We start from the raw sequence: 18,441 nt of genomic DNA, 5'->3' as shown, positions 1-18,441 counted from the left end.
ACGCAGCCTGCTTCGCGCAGGTCGCGTAACGTTTGCCGCACCTCGGTTTCCGTCTCCCCGCAACCCAGCATGAATGCAGACTTGACCAGCGTGTGCGGCGCCAAGTCCGCCGCGATGCGCAGGGTCCGCAGCGCGCCCGCATAGCTGAACCGCTTGTCCCGCAGCTTGGGGAACAGTCGTGCGACGGTCTCGATATTGTGGCCGAATACCTCGGGGCCGGCATCCAGAACGCGCCGGATACAGCCGGCATCCTGGTTGAAATCCTGGACCAGCGCCTCGATGGTCGTGCCGGGATTCCGCTTTTTTACGGCCTCGATGGTTCTGGCTATGTGACCGGAACCCTGGTCAGGCAGGTCATCCCGGGTGACCGTCGTGATGACCATATGGCGCAACTCCAGGCGTTGTACGGCCTTGGCGACGTGCACCGGTTCCATCGGGTCGGGCGGGGCGGGACGGCCACTGATGACCGCGCAATAGGCACAATGCCGGGTACAGATGTTGCCCAACACCATGATGGTGGCGGTGCGGCGTCCCCAGCATTCCGCGTGGTTGGGGCAGTGGGCGCTCTGACATACGGTGTGGAGCGCCGTATCAGCCAACACGCCCTTCACTTCCTCGAACGCGCGGCCTGCGGGCCAGGAACGGCGCAGCCATTCCGGGAATACGCGGTGCGTCGTGCTAACTCGTTTACCGGCTTTATGTTCTGCCTGAATCTGATTCATAGTCGCCTCAGGATTGAAATCGATTATAGCACGTATGCGAAGCTGGAAGGAACCTGGTGACTGTCTGTACGCGACACAAGGCCGACGGGGCGGGCGAATCCGCGGAGACGTGTTTCGGCACGAGGCCTGCACGGGCGAACGGGACGAAAGTTGCGTCTTGTGATGGGTTGTGTACGAAACGCCCGGGCTCTAAGGAGAGGGGCGGCGGAGTGGGGGCTCCGCCGCCCGATTGCGGGGAGTGTCTGAAAACCGGTCCCGTAATTTTTGGGCGCAAGAGGGTCACGGTTTTGATGGACTGAAACCCTTGGGCTGCGGTATTGGCTTCAGTCACTCAGGGCTGTTGAACCATGGGGTTTTCTCAGGCCCCGGTCTCAAACACCGGGGTCAGCTTACCACAACATATAGTAGTTGTCAAGCACTTTTTTTTGCCTTGATTCTTGAGGTCCATACAAGCTATTGGAAGTCAATCCGGAATTTGAGGGATTAGGCCCAATATATTGCGTTTCGGCGCTGTTTTTGGGGCTGCTATATGTTGTAGGCGGCGCGTAATGACCGGAAACATCGCTGCCAAGTCTGCCGGATGGCCGGACAGGCGGCGGGAGAAAACGCCGCTCGCACACAGACGCTTAGGGAACCCGGAAAAACGGACGCGTTCCGTCCGTTTCACCGATTCCTCTATGATAATGAGCGGTGCTTCAGGATATAGAGGTTCCTGACCACTTCTTCCGCCTTCCGTTTCGTTGACACCTCATTGCGCGGATAGGTACACTCTAGGCTCTGCGGCGGCTTGAGAAGAAAGCCGGCAAAACCAGTGGGAAGCGGTAGGTTATGCAAGTATTTGTACCCAAAGAGACGCGTAAAGGCGAACTGCGCGTTCCGATGACGCCCGAGACAGTGAAGAAGCTGGTATCCAAGGGGGCGGATATCGTGGTCGAAGCGGGCATGGGCCTGGCCTGTGGTTACACGGACGCTGCCTTTGAAGGGGGGGGCGCGAAGGTGTCCGGCGCTCGGGCGGAAATGCTCGGCGCAGCGGACCTGGTGCTGCGCTTGAACGAACCGGAACCGGACGAGGTCAGGCAACTCAAACCGGGCGCGATTCACGTGAGTTATCTGGACCCCTTCAACAAGCAGCACTTGCTGGATGAATTCATGAACCGCGGCGTATCGGCAATCGCCATGGAGATGATCCCGCGCACAACGCTGGCGCAGAAGATGGACGCGCTGAGTTCGCAGGCGAATCTGGCCGGGTACGTGGCGGTGGTGCTGGCGGCGTCTCGGATGCCCATCGTCATGCCAATGATGATGACGCCTGCGGGGACGTTGAAGCCGGCGCGCGTGTTCATCATCGGCTGCGGCGTCGCGGGGCTGCAAGCCATTGCGACGGCGAAGCGCCTCGGCGCGCGTGTGGAAGCGTTCGACACGCGTCCCGTTGTCGAGGAGCAGGTGCTGTCGCTCGGCGCGAAATTCGTGAAGATCGATTTGGGCGAAACGGGCCAGACGAAGGACGGGTACGCCCTTGAGTTGACGGAAGGACAAAAAGAGATGCAGAAGGAGGGGATGGCCAAGGTCATCGCACAATCCGATGTGGTGATCACGACGGCGCAGGTGTTCGGCAAGAAGGCGCCCGTAATTGTGACCGAGGCCATGGTCCGCGCTATGCGGCCGGGCAGTGTGGTGGTGGACTGCGCGGTGGATACGGGCGGCAATGTTGCTTGCGTAAAGCCAGGCGAAGAGACGGAAGTCGGCGGCGTGCGCGTCATCGGATTCTACAATCTGCCCGGGCGCGTGCCGGTGCATGCGAGCCAGATGTACGCGGCGAACGTAGCCAGCCTCGTGGAACATTTCTGGGACAAGGAGAGCAAGTCGTTCAAGCTCAAACTGGAAGATGAAATCATGCGTGGTTGCCTGGTAGTACACGAAGGCGAATTGCGCAATGAGATGCTCAAGAAGGCGAGGAACTGATTATGCGAGACCAAAACGCTACTCCGGAATCGCGGCGCGCCGACCGCATCCTGGGCATGTGGATGCTGGCATCCATGTGCCTGCTGGCCGTGTTGGCCCTGCTGGGCGCCGCGCATTTTGCCGCTGCCGAGACGACGCCCCCGCAGGAAGCGGCCGTACAAGGCGCGGACTCGGAAGCGGCGCCGCCCGGCGTTGACGTGCCGTCGGAAGGGCGGCGGCTGAACCCGATGCTGCTCCTGCTCTTCACGTTTCTCATTGCGGTGTTTCTCGGAGTGGAATTGCTGACGAAGGTGCCGTCGCAACTGCATACGCCGCTGATGTCGGGGTCGAACGCGATTTCGGGCATCACCATCGTGGGGGCCTGTATCGCGGCGGGTCAGGGCGCGAACAGCTGGTTGCTCATCGTGGTGGGGATGCTCGCCATGGTCTGCGCGATGATCAACGTCGCCGGGGGATACCTGGTGACGGACCGGATGCTGCGGATGTTCCAGGGCAAGGGAGGGAAGAAGTAATGGACATCACGAAGGCGCTGATTGAAATCGCGTACATGGTCTCGGCCGTGACGTTTATTTACGGGCTGAAGATGCTGGCGAAGCCGACGACCGCCGTGCGCGGGAATATGGTCTCGGCGTGCGGCATGTTGCTCGCCATAGCCGTTACCTTGTTGAACAAGGACATTATCTCTTTTGAGTGGGTCATCATTGGCGGCGCGATTGGCACGGCGATCGGCGCCTTGGCCGCACTGCGCGTGCCCATGACCTCGATGCCTGGTTTTGTGGCGTTCTTCAACGGCACGGGCGGCCTGTGCAGCATGCTCGTGGGCTGGTCGGATTACCACGTGCGGTTCATGGGCAAGGGCTATGGCGCCATGACGCTCGACGAGTTCGTCCTGCTGCTTGCCACCTGCCTGGCGATGCTTATCGGGGGCGTGACGTTCGCGGGCAGCATGGTTGCCTACGCCAAGCTCGAAGAGAGGATGAACTCGAAGCCCATTCTGTTCAAGAGCCAGCAAATTGTGAACGCGCTGGTGCTCCTGGGCCTGTTTTCCATGGGCGCGGCGTACATGGTCTATCCCAACGAACCGTGGGTATATCCGCTGATCATCTGCATCATGGTCCTGGCGAACGTGCTGGGCATTCTGGCGACCATTCCCATCGGCGGGGCGGACATGCCCGTCGTCATCTGCCTGCTGAACAGTTACTCGGGCATGGCGGGCTGCGCGTCCGGGTTTGTGTTGAATAACACCGTGCTCATCGTGGCCGGGTCGCTGGTGGGCGCGAGCGGTATTATTCTCACGAACATCATGTGCAAGGCGATGAACCGGTCGATTTGGAACGTGCTGTTCAGCGGGTTCGGCTCGGCCGAGGGCAGTGTCGGCAGCGCGGTGCAGGGCGAAGTCAAGGCTTTGACGCCCGAAGACGCCTATTTCGTGCTGGAATCGGCGAATAACGTGATTTTCGTGCCCGGCTACGGCATGGCGGTGGCGCAGGCGCAGCACGTCGTGCGCGAACTCGGAGACATGCTCCAGAAGAACGGTGCGGAGGTGCGGTATGCCGTTCATCCGGTTGCGGGACGCATGCCCGGCCATATGAACGTGCTGCTGGCGGAGGCCAATGTCCCCTATGACCAGCTGGTCGAAATGGACGATGTGAACCCGAACATCGAGATGGTGGATGTCGCGATAGTGATTGGCGCGAATGACGTCGTGAATCCCGCCGCCCGGGAAGACGAAAAGAGTCCCATCTACGGCATGCCCATAATTAATGTTGACTTCGCGAAGAGCTGTTTTGTCATCAAGCGGTCCATGCGTTCCGGATTCGCGGGGGTCGAAAACCCGCTCTTCTATAAGGAAAATACGCGCATGGTCTTCGGCGACGCCAAGCAGGTGGTGAGCGCGCTGATCGAGCAATTCAAGAGTGCGTAATCTCGGTTTTCGGCCGCAGTGGCGGCATGGGCGGCGTGCGCGCCGCCCGCGGGAGCGGCGGCCAGGCCGTGACTGGAATTCTTGCGAGGCTTTACGTACTCTACTGACCGCGAAGGGGGCGGATGTGAGCGCGGCGCCCCCCGGGCGCTGCTGGTTCGCGCAGTGTGCGAAAGTGGAAGGAATGATTGTACAGCCGGCAGGCCGTAACGGAGAGGACATCCCATGCTTAATCTTGCTTCGTTCCTGGACGTGACCGCGAGGAAATACCCCGACACGAATGCGGTGATCCTCGACGACCGCAAGATGACCTACGCGGAAGTCGTCTCCGCGGTCAAGCGCGTGGCTAACGTCTTGCGCGCGAAAGGAGTCGGCCCCGGCGACAAAGTCGCCATGATGATTGCAAACACGCCCCACTTTCCTATCATCTATTATGGCATCCTGCAGGCGGGGGCGGTGGTCGTGCCCGTGAACGTGCTCTACCAGCATCACGAGATCGAACACTACTTGCGCGATTCTCAGGCGAAGGTGTTCTTTGCTTTCAAACTGTTTCAGGAAGAAGCGACGAAGGCGTTCACGGCCGTGGACTCCTGCCGCGACCTCGTTATCGTCAGCTCGATGGAAGACATGGAAGCGCCCGCGGTCGGCGAGAATTTCATGCACCTGATGATCTCCGCGGATACGGAATTCGAGGTGCATCAAACGATGCCCGACGACACGGCGGTGTTGCTGTACACCTCGGGGACCACGGGGGCGCCAAAGGGGGCCGAACTCACGCACTTCAATCTCTTTTTCAATGCGTATTACGCGTCGAAGGAGATCGTGAAAGTGACGCCGGGCGATGTCGCGCTCGCGGTGTTGCCGCTCTTTCACTCGTTCGGCCAGACCTGCATCATGAACGCGAGTTTTCTTTCCGGGGCCACCGTCTCCATGTTGCCGCGTTTCGAAACGGAAAAGGCGATGCAGGTCATCCAGCGCGACCATATCAAACTGGTCGCCATGGTGCCGACCATGTACTTCTTCATCTTGAACCAGCAGAACTGGCAAGACTACGACTTCTCCTCGGTCAAGATGGCCGTGTCGGGCGGCGCCGCTCTTCCGGAAGAGGTGCATCGCCGGTTCCGCGAACGCTACGGCATCACGATCCTCGAAGGCTACGGTCTCTCCGAGACGAGTCCGGTGGTCTCTTTCACGCTGGAAGGCGAGGAAGTGCGCGTCGGCTCCATCGGCAAGCCCATCTGGGGCGTGGACATGCGGTGTATGCGCGATGACGGCTCTTTCTGCGAGACGGACGAAGTGGGTGAGATCGTTGTTCGCGGACACAATGTCATGAAGAGCTACTTTAACCGGCCGGAAGCCACGCGGGAAGCCGTCGTGAACGGGTGGTTTCATACGGGCGATATGGGCCGCTTCGACAAGGATGGCTATTTTTATATCGTGGACCGCAAGAAGGACCTTATCATTCGCGGCGGGATGAATATCTACCCGCGCGAGATTGAGGAAGTCCTCTATGCGCACCCGAAAGTGCTCGAAGCGGCCGTCGTCGGTATCCCGGACGAATTGCGCGGCGAAGAAGTGAAGATCTACGTCTCCGCCAGAGAGGGCCAGACCTTGACGCCGGACGAGGTCGTGCAATACATCAAGGAGAAGATGGCCAAGTACAAGTGGCCGAAGGAAGTCGAGGTGCTGCCGGAATTGCCGAAAGGCCCGACGGGCAAAATCCTCAAGCGCGAACTCAAGGTGCTTGCCGCGGAAGCCGCGAAGAAACACTAATTCCACCAAGCGACTCAGGCGCCCCGGTCCGGTCGACGGCCGGGGCGCTGTAATTTACAGTGAATGCATGGGCGCGTTGAAAACCCCTCCGTTACGGAGCGGCCGAGACTCAAGTTCCTCGCTTGTGCTGCGCGCCTGCCGTAAGACCAAGAGGGCTCGGCGGCACCCTGACTGGTTCTCCTTCACGGCGCGTATCGCCCGGGAATCCAGACCGTCTCTCCGGGCGTTCCTCCTATGCGTTTGTCCGGCGTTACGTTGAATGTCGGCGGACGCGCAACCCATGCTGGAAATCACGCATATGCGCAAAGTGGCATTTATCACGGGGGCTTCGCGGGGCATCGGCAAGGCCTGCGCCGTCAAACTGGCGCGCGAGGGCTACGACATCGTCATCGCTGCCAAGACAGTCGAGCCGCATCCAAAGCTGGATGGGACGATTTTCACCGCCGCGGAGGAAATCGCTCAATACGGAACCGGCGTACTGCCCGTGCCGTGTAACGTGCGGGACCTGGCCAGTGTGCAGGCGGCCGCGCGGGCCACGCTGGACCGCTTCGGGCGCGTAGACGTGGTTATCAACAATGCCGGGGCCCTCTGGTGGCGGCCGATGGACGAAACGCCCATGAACCGCTTCGATCTCGTGATGGAAGTCAACGCGCGCGGGGCGTATGCCGTCACGGAGGCGTTCCTGGAAACGATGAAGGCGCAGAAGAGCGGCCACGTGATCATGATGTCGCCGCCCGTAGACCTCAGCATCGTGCCCGGCCATATCGCCTACATGATCAGCAAGTTTGGCATGACGATTATTGCCTTGGGGCTGGCGCGGGAGATGCAAGACTACCATATCCGCGCGACGGCGCTCTGGCCCAAGACGATCATCGAATCCTACGCAACAATCAACTTCGGGCTCGGTGACCCGGCGGTTTGGCGCAAGGCGGATATCCTGGCGGATGCGGTCTGGGAGGTCGTACAGCACCCGGAAGCGTCGAATGGGCGGGCGCTGATTGACGAGGATTTCCTGCGCCAGGTCGGTTACACGGACTTTGAGCAATATAAGTGCGTGCCGGAAGGGGAGCCGCTCGCGCTGGACTCCGGCCTCATGCGTGCGGCACGATCCTGACGCGGGGATGGTCCCGCGGGGAGAGACGCCATGGCCGCCGAGCAGTATGTCAAGACACGGACGGAAGACCCGCTTCATTTTGTCACGTTGAGCCGGCCGGGCAAGCGCAATGCCCTTCACCTCGACATGCTCAAGCAAATCGCGGACGCGGTGTGTGCGGCGGAAGCACAGCCGGGCGTGCGCGCGGTGATCGTCGATGCCGAGGGCCCGGTGTTTTCAGCGGGGGTGGATGTGCCGGCGCTTGCCTTGGCGCGCGCGCAATGCGCGGACCAGCATCCCGGGCGCTGGCTGCGACGCCTCGCCGCCACAATGCAGCATCACCTGAACCGCATCGAAGCTGCGGAGGTCGCGGTGGTTGGCGCGCTGAACGGGAAGGTGATCGGCCTTGGGCTTGAGCTTGCGCTGTCTTTTGACCTGCGCGTGGCGGCGGAGGATGTGCGCATCAGCATTCCGGAAACGCGGCTGGGCCTCGTGGCCGATGTGGGCGGCACGACGCGGCTGAGCCGCATCATCGGCCCGAGCCGTGCCAAGGATATGCTCATGACGGCCCGCGAAATCGGTGCGGAGGAAGCGCTGCTGTGGGGGCTTGTGAATCGTGTCGCGCCGGCGGACCATCTGGCCGCCGCCGCGGCCGAACTGGCGCGGGGCATTGCGCGGAATGCTCCCCTTGCGGTCGGTATGGCCAAAAAGATTATTGACGAAGGGGATGGTCTCGACCGGTACACGCAGATGGCGCTGGAGCGCTGGGCACAGAGCCAGCTAATCGTCAGCGAGGACGTGGGAGAGGGCATGGCAGCCTTCTTCGAGAAGCGCCCGCCCGAGTTTCAAGGGAAGTAGCGGGGCGTCCGTACGGTTTGCCTATGGGGTGAGGGGCGATTCGGCTTCGTCCACATAGTCCGCGAACAGATACGCCATTTCCGCCATGTGCTCGTCGATGGCCGGCGGGAATTCCTGCGCGAACAGGTCGAGCAGAACAACCGCGTTTACATTCGCGTCGCCGCCGGGCACGTCGCCAAGCTGTCGCGCCAGACTGATATTGATGGCGTGGACGCGCGCATACGATTCCCGCAGCTTGTCCAGATTCATGTCGTGGGGGAGTCCGCGGTGGTGAAGCAGGTATTGGCCGAAGAGGTAGGCGCCCACCACGCGGAAGATGGTTTCCTCGCGCGTGGCAAAGGGCATGTGAAACCGGGCAAGCGGTTTCAAGAAGGCCATGCTCGGGCAACCGCTGGTGGCCATGAGCAGCCCGATCAGCGAACTCAGCGCGCGTTGGACCGTGGTGCGCTTGACCATAATGCGCTGGGGGGTCTCGACGGTCGCCGTGACTTCCGTGTAAGAAAGCAGTTCCCGGAATTGCTCGACCATGCCGGACACGGCAAGCGCCAACGGACAGTATTGGTGCCGGTTCGGGTCGAGTTCGCATACTCCGGGTTCCCATAGGCCAATCCGCGCCCAATCGGGAGGCGTTTCAGGAACGTCGTGGATGCGTTCCAGAGTGCGGGTGTTCAGCACTACGGGAAACTCGTAGGTGGAGTCATCATCGCACTGGATGCGATAGAGAATCTCAAAGGTATTCTGATTCTTGTCGTAATTTCGTGCGGACATGCGCCTCTTCCCAAGCTGCGGCAACGGCAAAAGTACGACTGCAATATTGTGCTTCGAGCGCTCCAGGAATGCAAGTCGCCCCTGCGTCCCCGACCGGTGTCTGTCGTTACCGGACGGCCGCACGCCCGGCGCAAACGCCCCGCTTCGGGGTGTGTCTTGGGGGTATGTTTCGGGGGTATGTTTCGGGTATTGACAACGCCAGCAATTCGGGTTATTCTAGCTTTTCGAGGAGGTGGGTCTTTCTGTGTTTTTGAGCGTCTTCATCACAAGAAAAGGAGTTCTAATTATGGTACCTTCGCGCAAGAAAGGTTTCACGCTAATCGAACTGCTGGTCGTGATCGCGATCATCGGGATTCTGGCCGCGATTCTGCTACCGGCGTTGGCGCGGGCGCGCGAATCGGCGCGCCGTGCCAGCTGCCAGAACAACCTGAAAGAGTGGGGACTGGTATACAAGATGTATTCCGGCGAGGACCCGGGCGAACGGTTCCCGCCCATGCAGTTTGGTTCCTTCCCGAAAAAGGACGGAAGCCGCGCGATCTGGGTCGATTTGGGGCCGAATCTGTTCACCCTCTATCCCGAGTATCTGAATGATCCCATGATTGCCTTCTGTCCCTCGGATTCCAGCCTGGGCACGAGCGTCGAGAAGGCAAAGGACCCGGATACCGGCGACTTCTGCTTCGGCTGGGCGGGCAATGACACTGACGAATGCGCGCAAGCGGTCGATGCAAGCTATGTCTATCTGGGCTGGGTATTCGACCGGATCGGCGACGAGTTTGGCACGGTCGACGCTTCCGGCTTGCTTGCGCTGGCGTTGATGCTTCCGGGCGTTGACCCCAGCCTGCTGCCGCCCTCAGGCACCCCGGTGTCCGGCCCGGCGCAACTTGTCGGCGGACTGCAGGCGATGATAACGAATAGCGACGTTGTCAGCGGGCTGATGGCCAACGACAACACCCTTATCCAGAAGGGGGTCGATGCCGATGTTAGCGGGGATGCGGTAACCGGCGTCGGCAATGGCGGCGGCAACACGATCTACCGTCTGCGGGAAGGCATCGAGCGTTTCCTGATCACGGATATCAACAACCCCGCCGCCACGGCGCAGGCTCAGAGCACGGTGTTTATCATGTTCGACCAGATCGCCACGCGGGCCTCTGATTTCAACCACATTCCCGGCGGGGCGAACGTACTCTACCTGGACGGCCATGTGGACTTCTTACGATTCGTGCAGCCACCGGGCGGCGTGCAGCCTGTTACCCGGTCCGTCGCGGAAATCCTCGGACTTGTCGGAATCCTGACTTTCACCGGCATGAACTGAGTACGGCCTACGACGCTATCCGAAGGGCGGCCTTCGGGCCGCCCTTCCTGACTGCGTGGCGCGGGCGTCCTCCCCGCGAAAGCGGGGACCGTGGAGTGCATGGGCAAGATGCCCCTGCCACGGCGGCGCGGACGTTACGGGGAAGCAGGGGAGACGGTGAGTGTGCAGGCCGCGCCTTCCGCGGGCTCCAGGAGCACGCGCGCGCCAAAGGGATTCTGGATCAGCAAGTTCCCGCACACGTTCGTGATGCGGCCGCGCTCCGCGTCGCATTCGGCTACCAGCCCGGGACGGTCCTGGCCGTCGTAGAGGACGCAATCCTGGAATTCGATGCCGCCGATGTGGTCCGTGATGGACGCGCGCAGCAGCGAAATGAGCAGCGGGGCGCGTGGGCCCGAAGTTGCGGGCGCGGTGGCGGCGTGGCCCCATTTGCAGCCAAGGAACCGGACAACGGCCCCGTCCGCCGATTTGTCATATACGAACGCGCCGCCGCGGGCCGTGTTTTCGACGGTGCAGTTGACGAACTCGATGCTCCCCTGCAATCCGTCGCGCACGGCGCCGACGGCCATGCCCTGATCCGCGCCGCTCTTCACGCAGCAGTTCTCGAAACGTATGGAAACGGGCAGGCTTTCCGCAGTCAGCGGCTTGAGATAAACCAGCATGCCCGCGCCCGCGTTGTCTTCCATGACGCAATTGCGGATCACGCAATTGACCAGCCGCTCGTCCGCCCCGTTGGGTTCGAGGTCGATGCCCGCCTGCGGCGCGGTGCCGCGCGTGCCGCTGAGGAGGCAGTTCTCGATGAGGAGGTTCTCGGCGGTGATGACGCTGATGCCTTGCCGGTGGTGGTCGAGGCAGAGGACGTTGCGTATCACGACGTCGCGGCAGTACGGCTGTGCGGCGGACGCTCCGATGTAGATGCCGTCGCCGCCGCTGCTTTCGAGGCGCAGCCCTTCGACCTGCACGCCGGTACAACCGGTAAGGCTCAGCGTCATGCGCCATTCCGCCGGTTCGTAGGGGGGGTTCTGGTAATCTTGTTTCCGCATGCGCAGCGTAGCGCCGTAGCCCGTGATTTTGACGCGCGATTCATCCGCCGCGGAGAACAGCGAATCCCCTTTGCCCTTGAATTCGCCCTGTTTCGCCTGCACGACCACGCCCGGCTCGAATGTGAGTTCCAGGTTGCCGCGCAACCGGATCGGGGTTACGACCCAGTCCGCGCCCATGTATGGCACGACGACGCGCGCGGCGCCCGAATCGATCGCGGCCTGAAGACACGCCGTCGCGTCCTCAGGCTGGAAACCCCACCACTCCGCATTAGCCTCCCGCAATTCGCCCGAACGTATGCGCGCCTCGAAATCCGGCGGGGCCGCGGCGGCCGTTTTCGCGAAGGCAAGCATTGAGCCCGCTGCGAGAGCCGCGACCAGCCATGCCGCATGGGCCGCGACTCTCCGATTATCGTTCTTGCGTTGTGATTTGCTCATGGCCGACCTTGCTCCTCTGAGGGTGTACGGACCTCATCGTAACGCTGGCCAGCATAACACGCCCGTATGGCGCGTCCCAGTCTTCCCGAGGCGCCCATGCGATTGGACCGGCCACGGCACTTGGTTTCGCAAAGGAGAAACGGGAAGAGCAGGACGAAGGTCCCGGGCACCGGAAGCGGGGCTCGGGACCGTGGGCGGCGGGGATACAACAGCTATACGAGAGACGCGGGCCCGGCGAATAAGGTCTCAACGAAACCGATAAGAAATGCGGCGGCCTCGCCGAGAAACCAAGCCGTCAGTTGCGCGAGGAAATCCTGAAATTCAAACATGATGCGTGCTCACCTCCTATGGTTGTGGTCTGTGTTCGATGGAGCCCTCGTTGCGCGGGAGCGGGTGGGACCGCCCGGTTGAAAGGTTCTCATTCCTCTCCCTCTTCCTCCGGAAAGAGGGCAGATAGCACCCATGCCGTTAAATACTCAATGACAAAGGTAATTAAACTGGCAAGAAACTCGGCGAAACTGAACATGGCGTTTCTCCCTTGCTGAGTTGCCTTGTTGAGGTGCTTGACGTTATGTCCTGCAGGCACGGAACGAGAGAGCAAACGTCATGCCAAACTCATGGATGCGCGTTCTGAAACACTTCCTCGCGAACGGTATGCACGTCATGAGGACGCTGTCACTCCCCGGAAAACAGGCGTTTTTGGGCAGGATGAACGCCTTCGATAGACACCGTCACACGGCACAGAAGCCCGCTTCCTTACGGTCCCCCTTCTCCTACCGGCACGTATGGGACACCATAGAAACCGACCAGACGGTAGGATTTCCAGAGAAGATTACGGTGTTGCGGAAGCCCTGCACGACTGCGCCGCATGGGCAGAAGACCACGTCACCATTGCACCTGGCAAGCGAGTTGGCGGAGCACCTGCCGGCGGGGGGCTGACTCGCGCATCGGCCGCAGCGCGCCCGCCCTGGCAGAGGCGCGGGAATCGGGCGCGAACCACGCCAGTCATCGATGAGGACCATGGCCGCATCCGGCAGCGAGAGTACCTGTGGGCGCTCAACCAAATGCCGATGGTTCGCGCTCCTTCCTGGGGGGTCGCAATGCCCGTGTACATAATCGGGCCCTTCTGGCGGACGCTTTCTGAGTGGTGCCGCGGCCAGGTCGGTCCAAGCGTCCTTCCCTGGCTCATCTTGGATGCCGTTCCGTTGTCCCATAGGCAGGGGAATTGGTATCTTCTCAACCTTGGTGACCAATCGCGAAGGGACACGATTCTCATGCGCGTTTTTGTCTGCCGCCGCTTGCCGCAAAGCGCCCTCGACCTGTTGACTGGGGCGTTCGGAACGAATGAAGTCGGCGTGTTTCCCCAGGACCGGGTAATCCCGCGCGAGGAACTGCTTGCCGCGGTGCGCGGCGTAGAAGCATTGCTTCCTATCCTCACGGACCGCGTGGATGCGGAGGTACTGGAGGCGGCGGGGCCTCAGTTGCGGATAGTGGCCAACTATGCCGTGGGTTATGACAATGTGGACGTGCCCGCGGCGACCGCGCGCGGCGTCGTCGTGACGAACACGCCAGGGGTGTTGACGGAAACGACGGCTGACCTTGCCTGGACGCTGCTCATGGCCGCTGCGCGACGGGCCGGCGAAGGAGAGCGCTACTTGCGGGCGGGGCGCTGGGAGAGCTGGGCGCCTATGCTGTTGCTCGGCGTGGACGTACACGGCAAGACGCTGGGCATATACGGTATGGGCCGCATCGGCCAGGCCGTAGCGCGGCGCGCGCGCTCCTTCGACATGCGCGTACTCTATCACGATGTCGCCATGCTCCCGGCCGGCATCGCGGCCCAACTGAACGCGGCCCATGTGGATAAGGCAACACTCTTGCGGGAATCGGACTTCATCTCGGTGCATTGTCCGCTGACGCCGGAGACGCGGCACGCGTTCGGGGCGGCGGAGTTCCGCGCAATGAAGAGGACCGCCGTGCTCGTCAATACCGCTCGTGGCCCGATTGTGGACGAAGCGGCTCTCGCCGCCGCGCTGCGGCAGGGTGAGATCTTTGCCGCTGGACTGGACGTTTTTGAACACGAGCCGGGGGTGCGCGCCGAGCTGCTGGCCTGCGAAAACGCCGTGCTGCTCCCTCACCTTGGCAGCGCAACCGCCGAAACACGCGCGCGCATGGCCGAAATCGCCGCGGCCAATATTATCGCCTGCCTGCGCGGTGACACCCCGCCCAACTGCCTGAATCCGGAAGTATTGAGGTCGCGCGGACCACTGCGTTAGGGCCCGTCCGGTCCGGCCTGTGCGCGCCTGGGCCAGACAAGTTGCCAGAGGTTCTTGAAGTGCCGCAACAGTGCGTGAAACCACGTGGCCAACAGGCGGCTTCGCGACTCGTATAAGAGTCTTTACTATATTCTGTGGTTCTCAAGCCGCTGAGGTAATGGCAGACCGTTTCGCTGGACGACGGGGGTGCAGCCGCGGGCCTCCGGGCCGTCATGTTTCGGACGCGAATGCGGGCGCCGGGGCAGACACGAATCGGGTTGCCTTGTTCTTGGGCGTAACCGGGGGCAGCCAGCGTGACGTGCTGACAGTAGAACTGCTATCTTGAAAGGGGATGGGCGGGCGCGGCGACATTATCATTGGTGGTGGACCTGTAGATAACGTGTTTACGAACCGGGTAAGGTGGCGAGACGCATGGGTTATCGCGACGTATTGGCGGACTTAACGTTCGATAGGACCACCGGGGGGCTGACGGCGCTCTGGGACTTTGCCGGCGCGGGCAAAGCGTGGGGACGCGCAGACGCCGCGAGCATCGCGCGCTGGATCGAGAACGCTCAGGTATGGGAGGACCGCACGCGCTCCGCGACGCGCGACCTTATGCCGGAGGACGGTCCGTCTTATTCGTCCGGTGGCGCCCGGTTGCGGGAATATCTGCAGCAAACGGGCGCGGATATCTTCGATCGCTTGTTTCTGACCCCCGAAGAACTCACGTCGAGTGCGCGCATCCATTGGAACCACGCGTTCGGCGGCACGGCCTCCTTGCCGGCTGTCCGCGTTGTCTTTGAATTCAAGAGTCACGCCGCTCAAGAGCTGTGCCGCATCCCTCTTGAAATGATTCATTGCGGGCAGCCGGGCGTGGTCAGCGGCGTATCGGGGCCCTTCGTGCTTAGCGAACCCGTTTCGGTGGTGCGGCGTGTCGATTCCGCGCCCGGCCTGGCAAGCCCGGAACTCCGCGTGGACCGTCTGCCGGTGCGGGTAGCTGTATTCGCGCCGGAGCCCGCGAACCTGCCGCCGGAATGGGCGCTGGATATCGATGGTGAAATAGCCGCGTTGAGCGAAGCCCTGAAGCCGCTCGGGGCGCGGGTGCGCATTACCGTCCTGCGCGGCCCGGACGCCACGTTTGCGCGCCTGGATGAGGAAGCCGCGCGGCACCACGTGATTCATTTCATCGGTCACGGCGATGTTAATGCCCATGGCGTGGCGGAACTGCTGCTCTGCGGCCCTCACGGCGGCATGGAATGGCGTTCTACGGCGGACGTGGCGCAATGCCTGCTGGGCAAGAAGGTGCGGCTGGTCTTTTTGAACGGCTGCCGCACGGCCGCCATTGGCGCCTTTGCCTGTCATTTTCCCGCCGTGGTGGGCATGCAATTGCGCATCTCCGACGACGGCGCGAAGGCGTTTGCCCGGGGGTTCTACACTTCACTGGCGCAATGCGGGCAATTGGACGACGCGATGCGGCAGGGCCGTCGCGAAATCTGGCGGACTGCCACGAACCCGGACGCGCAGAGCGAGTACTTTATCCCGGTGCTCTACATGCAGTCGGACGATGGCCGTTTGTTCCGTTTTCGTGAATGCAGGCCGGGGAGACGCGTCATTGCGGCACTGCTGCTCGTACTGGTCCTCGCTGGCGGCGGCTTGGCGTATTGGAGTTATGCGCAGCGCGCCCAGGAAACGCGCGCATCCGCTGTTCCACGGTCTCCGGCTCCGCCAGCAGCCGGGCAGGCGCCGCAAGCCGTTTCGAGCGGACCCGCCCCGCCCATCACGGAGCAGCCCGCGCCGCCGCCCTCGGATGCCTCCCCGCTGGAGGCATCGGTGGAACTTTGGGCGCCCTCGACGGCGGTACCTGGCGAGCATACGGTGCTGACCTCGGAAAGCGCTTTGTCCTCTGGCGAGAAGTTTCAAGTGGCCCTCCAGTTGAACCGGGACGCCTTCGTGCAACTGTTGTTGCTGGACAGCCAGGGCGAGCTCAACCGATTGTGGGCGGGAACATGGACGTTGCCGCTGGGTCAGCGCCTCGAGGGCGGGGTCAGGCACGTCTTCCCCGACGCAAAGGATGGTTTTGTTCTCGACGAGCGCCAGGGAACGGAAACGGTGTACGTGATTGTGTCCGAAGCGCCCATGACCGGCTTGGATGCCAGTATCGAGCGCATTAACGCGCGTGTCCTTGCGTTACGCAAAGGGGTATCAAGTGTTGCGCCGGTGCAGGATGCGCGCGCAACGGTCGAAGAGGAACTCGGTCAACACGGCCGGGTCGTCGCGTCAGGCGGTTTTCGGCATGTGGCGGAGTAACGTGCGGGTGAGCATTACAGGTCTCGGAGCTGGCGGGACCAGGCCAATGCAGTTTACGGGGTATTGCCCTGGGAGGACCAATTTGTGATAAAGGCATTTGAGAATTCCAACGCGCGGTTCTGTATGGCTGTGACGCTGGTGCTTGTGTTCCCGGGGTTATGGTGCCGCGCGGCGCGCGCGGAAACCATCGCCGCCAGGCCGGCTCTGACCGCGGGCGCCGCGCACCCGAGCGAGGCGGTGGCATTCTTCGAGCAGGCGCTGCAATTGAATCGCGAAAACGAAACCATAACACCTGATGTTTTGCAGCAGAAAGCGTATTTCTATTGCAAGGCGCTGGAGCTTGAACCGGACTTCGCCGAAGCGTGGAATAACCTCGGCGATGTCTATGAGAGCCTGGGCGATTTCGAGGCGGCTCTGCAATGCTATGAGAAGACCGTCGCGTTGCGCCCGGATTTGGCGATTGCCTATTTCGGAATGGGCGACGTACACGCCCGCTGCGGGCGCAACGAGGATGCCGTCCGCTGCTATGAAGAGGGCCTCAAACATCACCCTTCACCCGAAGAAGCGGCATGCACCCAGCGCCGCATGGAGGCGCTGCGCGCCGAGGCCGCGGCGGAAGGAGCCGTGCTCGGGGCGAAAGACATCGCCGCCCGGCTGGAAGCGCCAGTCGCACGGGGCATCGGCGGCGTTGTGAACGCTCCGGTGGTGCCGTTCAACGAGGCGCGCGTGGGGTTTGGCTACAACTCCGCGGTGTTGGTGCCCGGCGCGAAAGCACAGTTGACGGAACTTGGCAAGGCGCTTGAGATGCTTGTCGCCAGCCCCGGGAATGCGGATGCCTGTTTTGAGATCAGCGGGCACACGGATGCGCGCGGCAGTGACGAATACAACTATGAACTCGGATTGCAGCGCGCCGAAAGCGTGCGAACTTTTCTCGTCGCGGGATGGCCCCGCCTCGCGGAACGGTTAGTGACCTGCAGCCACGGCGAACACATGTTGATCAAACGCCACGCCTCCACGGAGCTCGAACATGCGGTCAACCGCAGAGTCGAGGTCAGAAAGGTCGAGCGGGTCGATGCGCAGGCGCCGGAGCGCGCCCGGCGCGAACTCACCCTGGAGGTCGCCGTGTTCCGCCGGACGCCGTCGGGCGGCCGCGAACAGGTGGTTTCGGGGGAAGGCGTGCTGGTCTCCCGCGACCTCTATCAGGTCTACGTGCGTCCGCGCACGGACTGCTACGTGTACGTCTATCAGTACGATTCCGCGGGGAAGGGCGCGTGGCTTTTCCCGCGCAAGGAAACGAGCGGGCAAGCAACCCGACTGGCGGCGGATGCCGAGTATTGGCTTCCAGCGGAAGGACAGTACTACACATTGGATGAAACGCCCGGCGAGGAGGTCATCTGCATCGTCGCGTCGCGGTCACGCGCCGCGGATTTGGAATATCTCCTGCAGCACCCGTCGCCCGAAGGCAGGGAAGAACAGGTACAGATAGCAGCGCGCGGCGTTGCCCGCATCGCACCTGTACAGGAAGCGCGCGAACAAGGGCGCTCACGGCCTGACACGGAAACGTTATTCGCAACCGCGGGCGCCTTCCGCGCGCGCCTGGCATTCCGGCACGCACCCAAGGCGGAAAGGTAGCAGGTCTCCGGTGAAGCAGGCCGCGCTCGAATTCTTCCGGGACACCGGCGCGTCCGCTCTACTCGTGGAGAAACCCCGGCACAGCCGCGCAGGCTGCGCCGGGGCACAAGTCATTCACGCGTTTGGCGAAGCTATGCAATGCCCGGGCAGAACCCGTCCTCGGTCCCGTCGCCGGGGCACCAGTGGTAGCCGCCGGAATTGTAGAACTGGATCACGCGCAACAGTTCCGTCAGCTTGACCTGCCAGTCCGGTCCGCTGGGCGCGTAGTCGCTGTCGTGCGGGCAGCAACTCGTGTTCGCGCCGGGACCCGGCACAAAGCCGTCTTCCGTGCTGCCCGGGTCGTCCGCGCAGTGGAAGCCGCCGCTG

General features: G+C 62.3%; 14 protein-coding genes. 10 read left to right on the top strand and 4 right to left on the bottom strand.

The features are described from left to right. The coding region (locus tag KA184_06130; GenBank protein ID MBP8129142.1) for a lipoyl synthase at nucleotides 1-722 on the bottom strand (722 nt) is incomplete at its 3' end. Nucleotides 723-1,550: 828 nt separating this feature from the next. On the opposite strand from KA184_06130, the gene KA184_06125 reads away from it, so the two are divergent. The 6 genes from KA184_06125 (at nucleotide 1,551) to KA184_06100 (ending at nucleotide 8,329) form a co-directional block, all read left to right on the top strand. Beyond that, nucleotides 1,551-2,684: an NAD(P) transhydrogenase subunit alpha gene (locus KA184_06125; protein MBP8129141.1), complete on the top strand. Its 1,134-nt coding sequence runs from the start codon at nucleotides 1,551-1,553 to the stop codon at nucleotides 2,682-2,684. Nucleotides 2,685-2,911: 227 nt separating this feature from the next. After that, nucleotides 2,912-3,196, top strand: a complete 285-nt coding sequence (locus tag KA184_06120; protein ID MBP8129140.1) for an NAD(P) transhydrogenase subunit alpha — start codon at nucleotides 2,912-2,914, stop codon at nucleotides 3,194-3,196. Continuing rightward, nucleotides 3,196-4,608 carry an NAD(P)(+) transhydrogenase (Re/Si-specific) subunit beta gene (locus tag KA184_06115; GenBank protein ID MBP8129139.1) on the top strand — a complete coding sequence of 471 codons (1,413 nt, stop codon included), beginning with the start codon at nucleotides 3,196-3,198 and terminating at the stop codon, nucleotides 4,606-4,608. The genes KA184_06120 and KA184_06115 overlap by 1 nt, the downstream gene beginning before the upstream one ends. A 222-nt stretch (nucleotides 4,609-4,830) precedes the next feature. Next, nucleotides 4,831-6,378, top strand: a complete 1,548-nt coding sequence (locus KA184_06110; protein MBP8129138.1) for a long-chain fatty acid--CoA ligase — start codon at nucleotides 4,831-4,833, stop codon at nucleotides 6,376-6,378. Between the two features lie 298 nt (nucleotides 6,379-6,676). Further along, nucleotides 6,677-7,492, top strand: coding sequence for an SDR family oxidoreductase (locus KA184_06105; protein MBP8129137.1), 816 nt, complete (start codon nucleotides 6,677-6,679; stop codon nucleotides 7,490-7,492). Between the two features lie 30 nt (nucleotides 7,493-7,522). Further along, nucleotides 7,523-8,329, top strand: coding sequence for an enoyl-CoA hydratase/isomerase family protein (locus KA184_06100; protein ID MBP8129136.1), 807 nt, complete (start codon nucleotides 7,523-7,525; stop codon nucleotides 8,327-8,329). Between the two features lie 21 nt (nucleotides 8,330-8,350). Here KA184_06100 and KA184_06095 read toward each other — a convergent pair whose 3' ends face one another. After that, a complete protein-coding gene (locus KA184_06095) occupies nucleotides 8,351-9,097 on the bottom strand; it encodes a hypothetical protein (GenBank protein ID MBP8129135.1) in 747 nt (248 codons plus the stop codon). Nucleotides 9,098-9,383: 286 nt separating this feature from the next. Here KA184_06095 and KA184_06090 point away from each other — a divergent pair, with 286 nt between their 5' ends. Further along, a complete protein-coding gene (locus tag KA184_06090) occupies nucleotides 9,384-10,409 on the top strand; it encodes a prepilin-type N-terminal cleavage/methylation domain-containing protein (GenBank protein ID MBP8129134.1) in 1,026 nt (341 codons plus the stop codon). Nucleotides 10,410-10,543: 134 nt separating this feature from the next. On the opposite strand, the gene KA184_06085 is transcribed toward KA184_06090, so the two are convergent. Beyond that, nucleotides 10,544-11,884: a right-handed parallel beta-helix repeat-containing protein gene (locus tag KA184_06085; protein ID MBP8129133.1), complete on the bottom strand. Its 1,341-nt coding sequence runs from the start codon at nucleotides 11,882-11,884 to the stop codon at nucleotides 10,544-10,546. 1,274 nt (nucleotides 11,885-13,158) lie between these two features. Between KA184_06085 and KA184_06080 the strand changes: the two genes are divergently transcribed. From KA184_06080 to KA184_06070, 3 genes are all read left to right on the top strand, one after another. After that, a complete protein-coding gene (locus tag KA184_06080) occupies nucleotides 13,159-14,157 on the top strand; it encodes a D-glycerate dehydrogenase (GenBank protein ID MBP8129132.1) in 999 nt (332 codons plus the stop codon). A 411-nt stretch (nucleotides 14,158-14,568) separates the two neighbouring features. Then, on the top strand, nucleotides 14,569-16,443 hold the full coding sequence (locus KA184_06075) for a CHAT domain-containing protein (protein MBP8129131.1): 1,875 nt from the start codon (nucleotides 14,569-14,571) through the stop codon (nucleotides 16,441-16,443). Between the two features lie 84 nt (nucleotides 16,444-16,527). Further along, nucleotides 16,528-18,075, top strand: a complete 1,548-nt coding sequence (locus KA184_06070) for a tetratricopeptide repeat protein (protein ID MBP8129130.1) — start codon at nucleotides 16,528-16,530, stop codon at nucleotides 18,073-18,075. Between the two features lie 131 nt (nucleotides 18,076-18,206). On the opposite strand, the gene KA184_06065 is transcribed toward KA184_06070, so the two are convergent. Next, nucleotides 18,207-18,441 (bottom strand): hypothetical protein (locus tag KA184_06065; protein MBP8129129.1); only part of this gene is annotated, 235 nt, incomplete at its 5' end.

This window comes from Candidatus Hydrogenedentota bacterium (genome assembly GCA_018005585.1).
Classification (GTDB): domain Bacteria; phylum Hydrogenedentota; class Hydrogenedentia; order Hydrogenedentales; family JAGMZX01; genus JAGMZX01.
The sequence above is the reverse complement of the archived record's forward strand: the minus strand, read 5'-3'. Positions and strand labels throughout refer to the sequence as shown.

Coding starts and splice junctions, on each gene's coding strand:
- KA184_06095 (MBP8129135.1), bottom strand. CDS start 9,097: ATGTCCGCACGAAATTACGACAAGAATCAGAATACCTTTGAGATTCTC.
- KA184_06105 (MBP8129137.1), top strand. CDS start 6,677: ATGCGCAAAGTGGCATTTATCACGGGGGCTTCGCGGGGCATCGGCAAG.
- KA184_06115 (MBP8129139.1), top strand. CDS start 3,196: ATGGACATCACGAAGGCGCTGATTGAAATCGCGTACATGGTCTCGGCC.
- KA184_06110 (MBP8129138.1), top strand. CDS start 4,831: ATGCTTAATCTTGCTTCGTTCCTGGACGTGACCGCGAGGAAATACCCC.
- KA184_06090 (MBP8129134.1), top strand. CDS start 9,384: ATGGTACCTTCGCGCAAGAAAGGTTTCACGCTAATCGAACTGCTGGTC.
- KA184_06120 (MBP8129140.1), top strand. CDS start 2,912: ATGCTGCTCCTGCTCTTCACGTTTCTCATTGCGGTGTTTCTCGGAGTG.
- KA184_06100 (MBP8129136.1), top strand. CDS start 7,523: ATGGCCGCCGAGCAGTATGTCAAGACACGGACGGAAGACCCGCTTCAT.
- KA184_06125 (MBP8129141.1), top strand. CDS start 1,551: ATGCAAGTATTTGTACCCAAAGAGACGCGTAAAGGCGAACTGCGCGTT.
- KA184_06075 (MBP8129131.1), top strand. CDS start 14,569: ATGGGTTATCGCGACGTATTGGCGGACTTAACGTTCGATAGGACCACC.
- KA184_06085 (MBP8129133.1), bottom strand. CDS start 11,884: ATGAGCAAATCACAACGCAAGAACGATAATCGGAGAGTCGCGGCCCAT.
- KA184_06080 (MBP8129132.1), top strand. CDS start 13,159: ATGCGCGTTTTTGTCTGCCGCCGCTTGCCGCAAAGCGCCCTCGACCTG.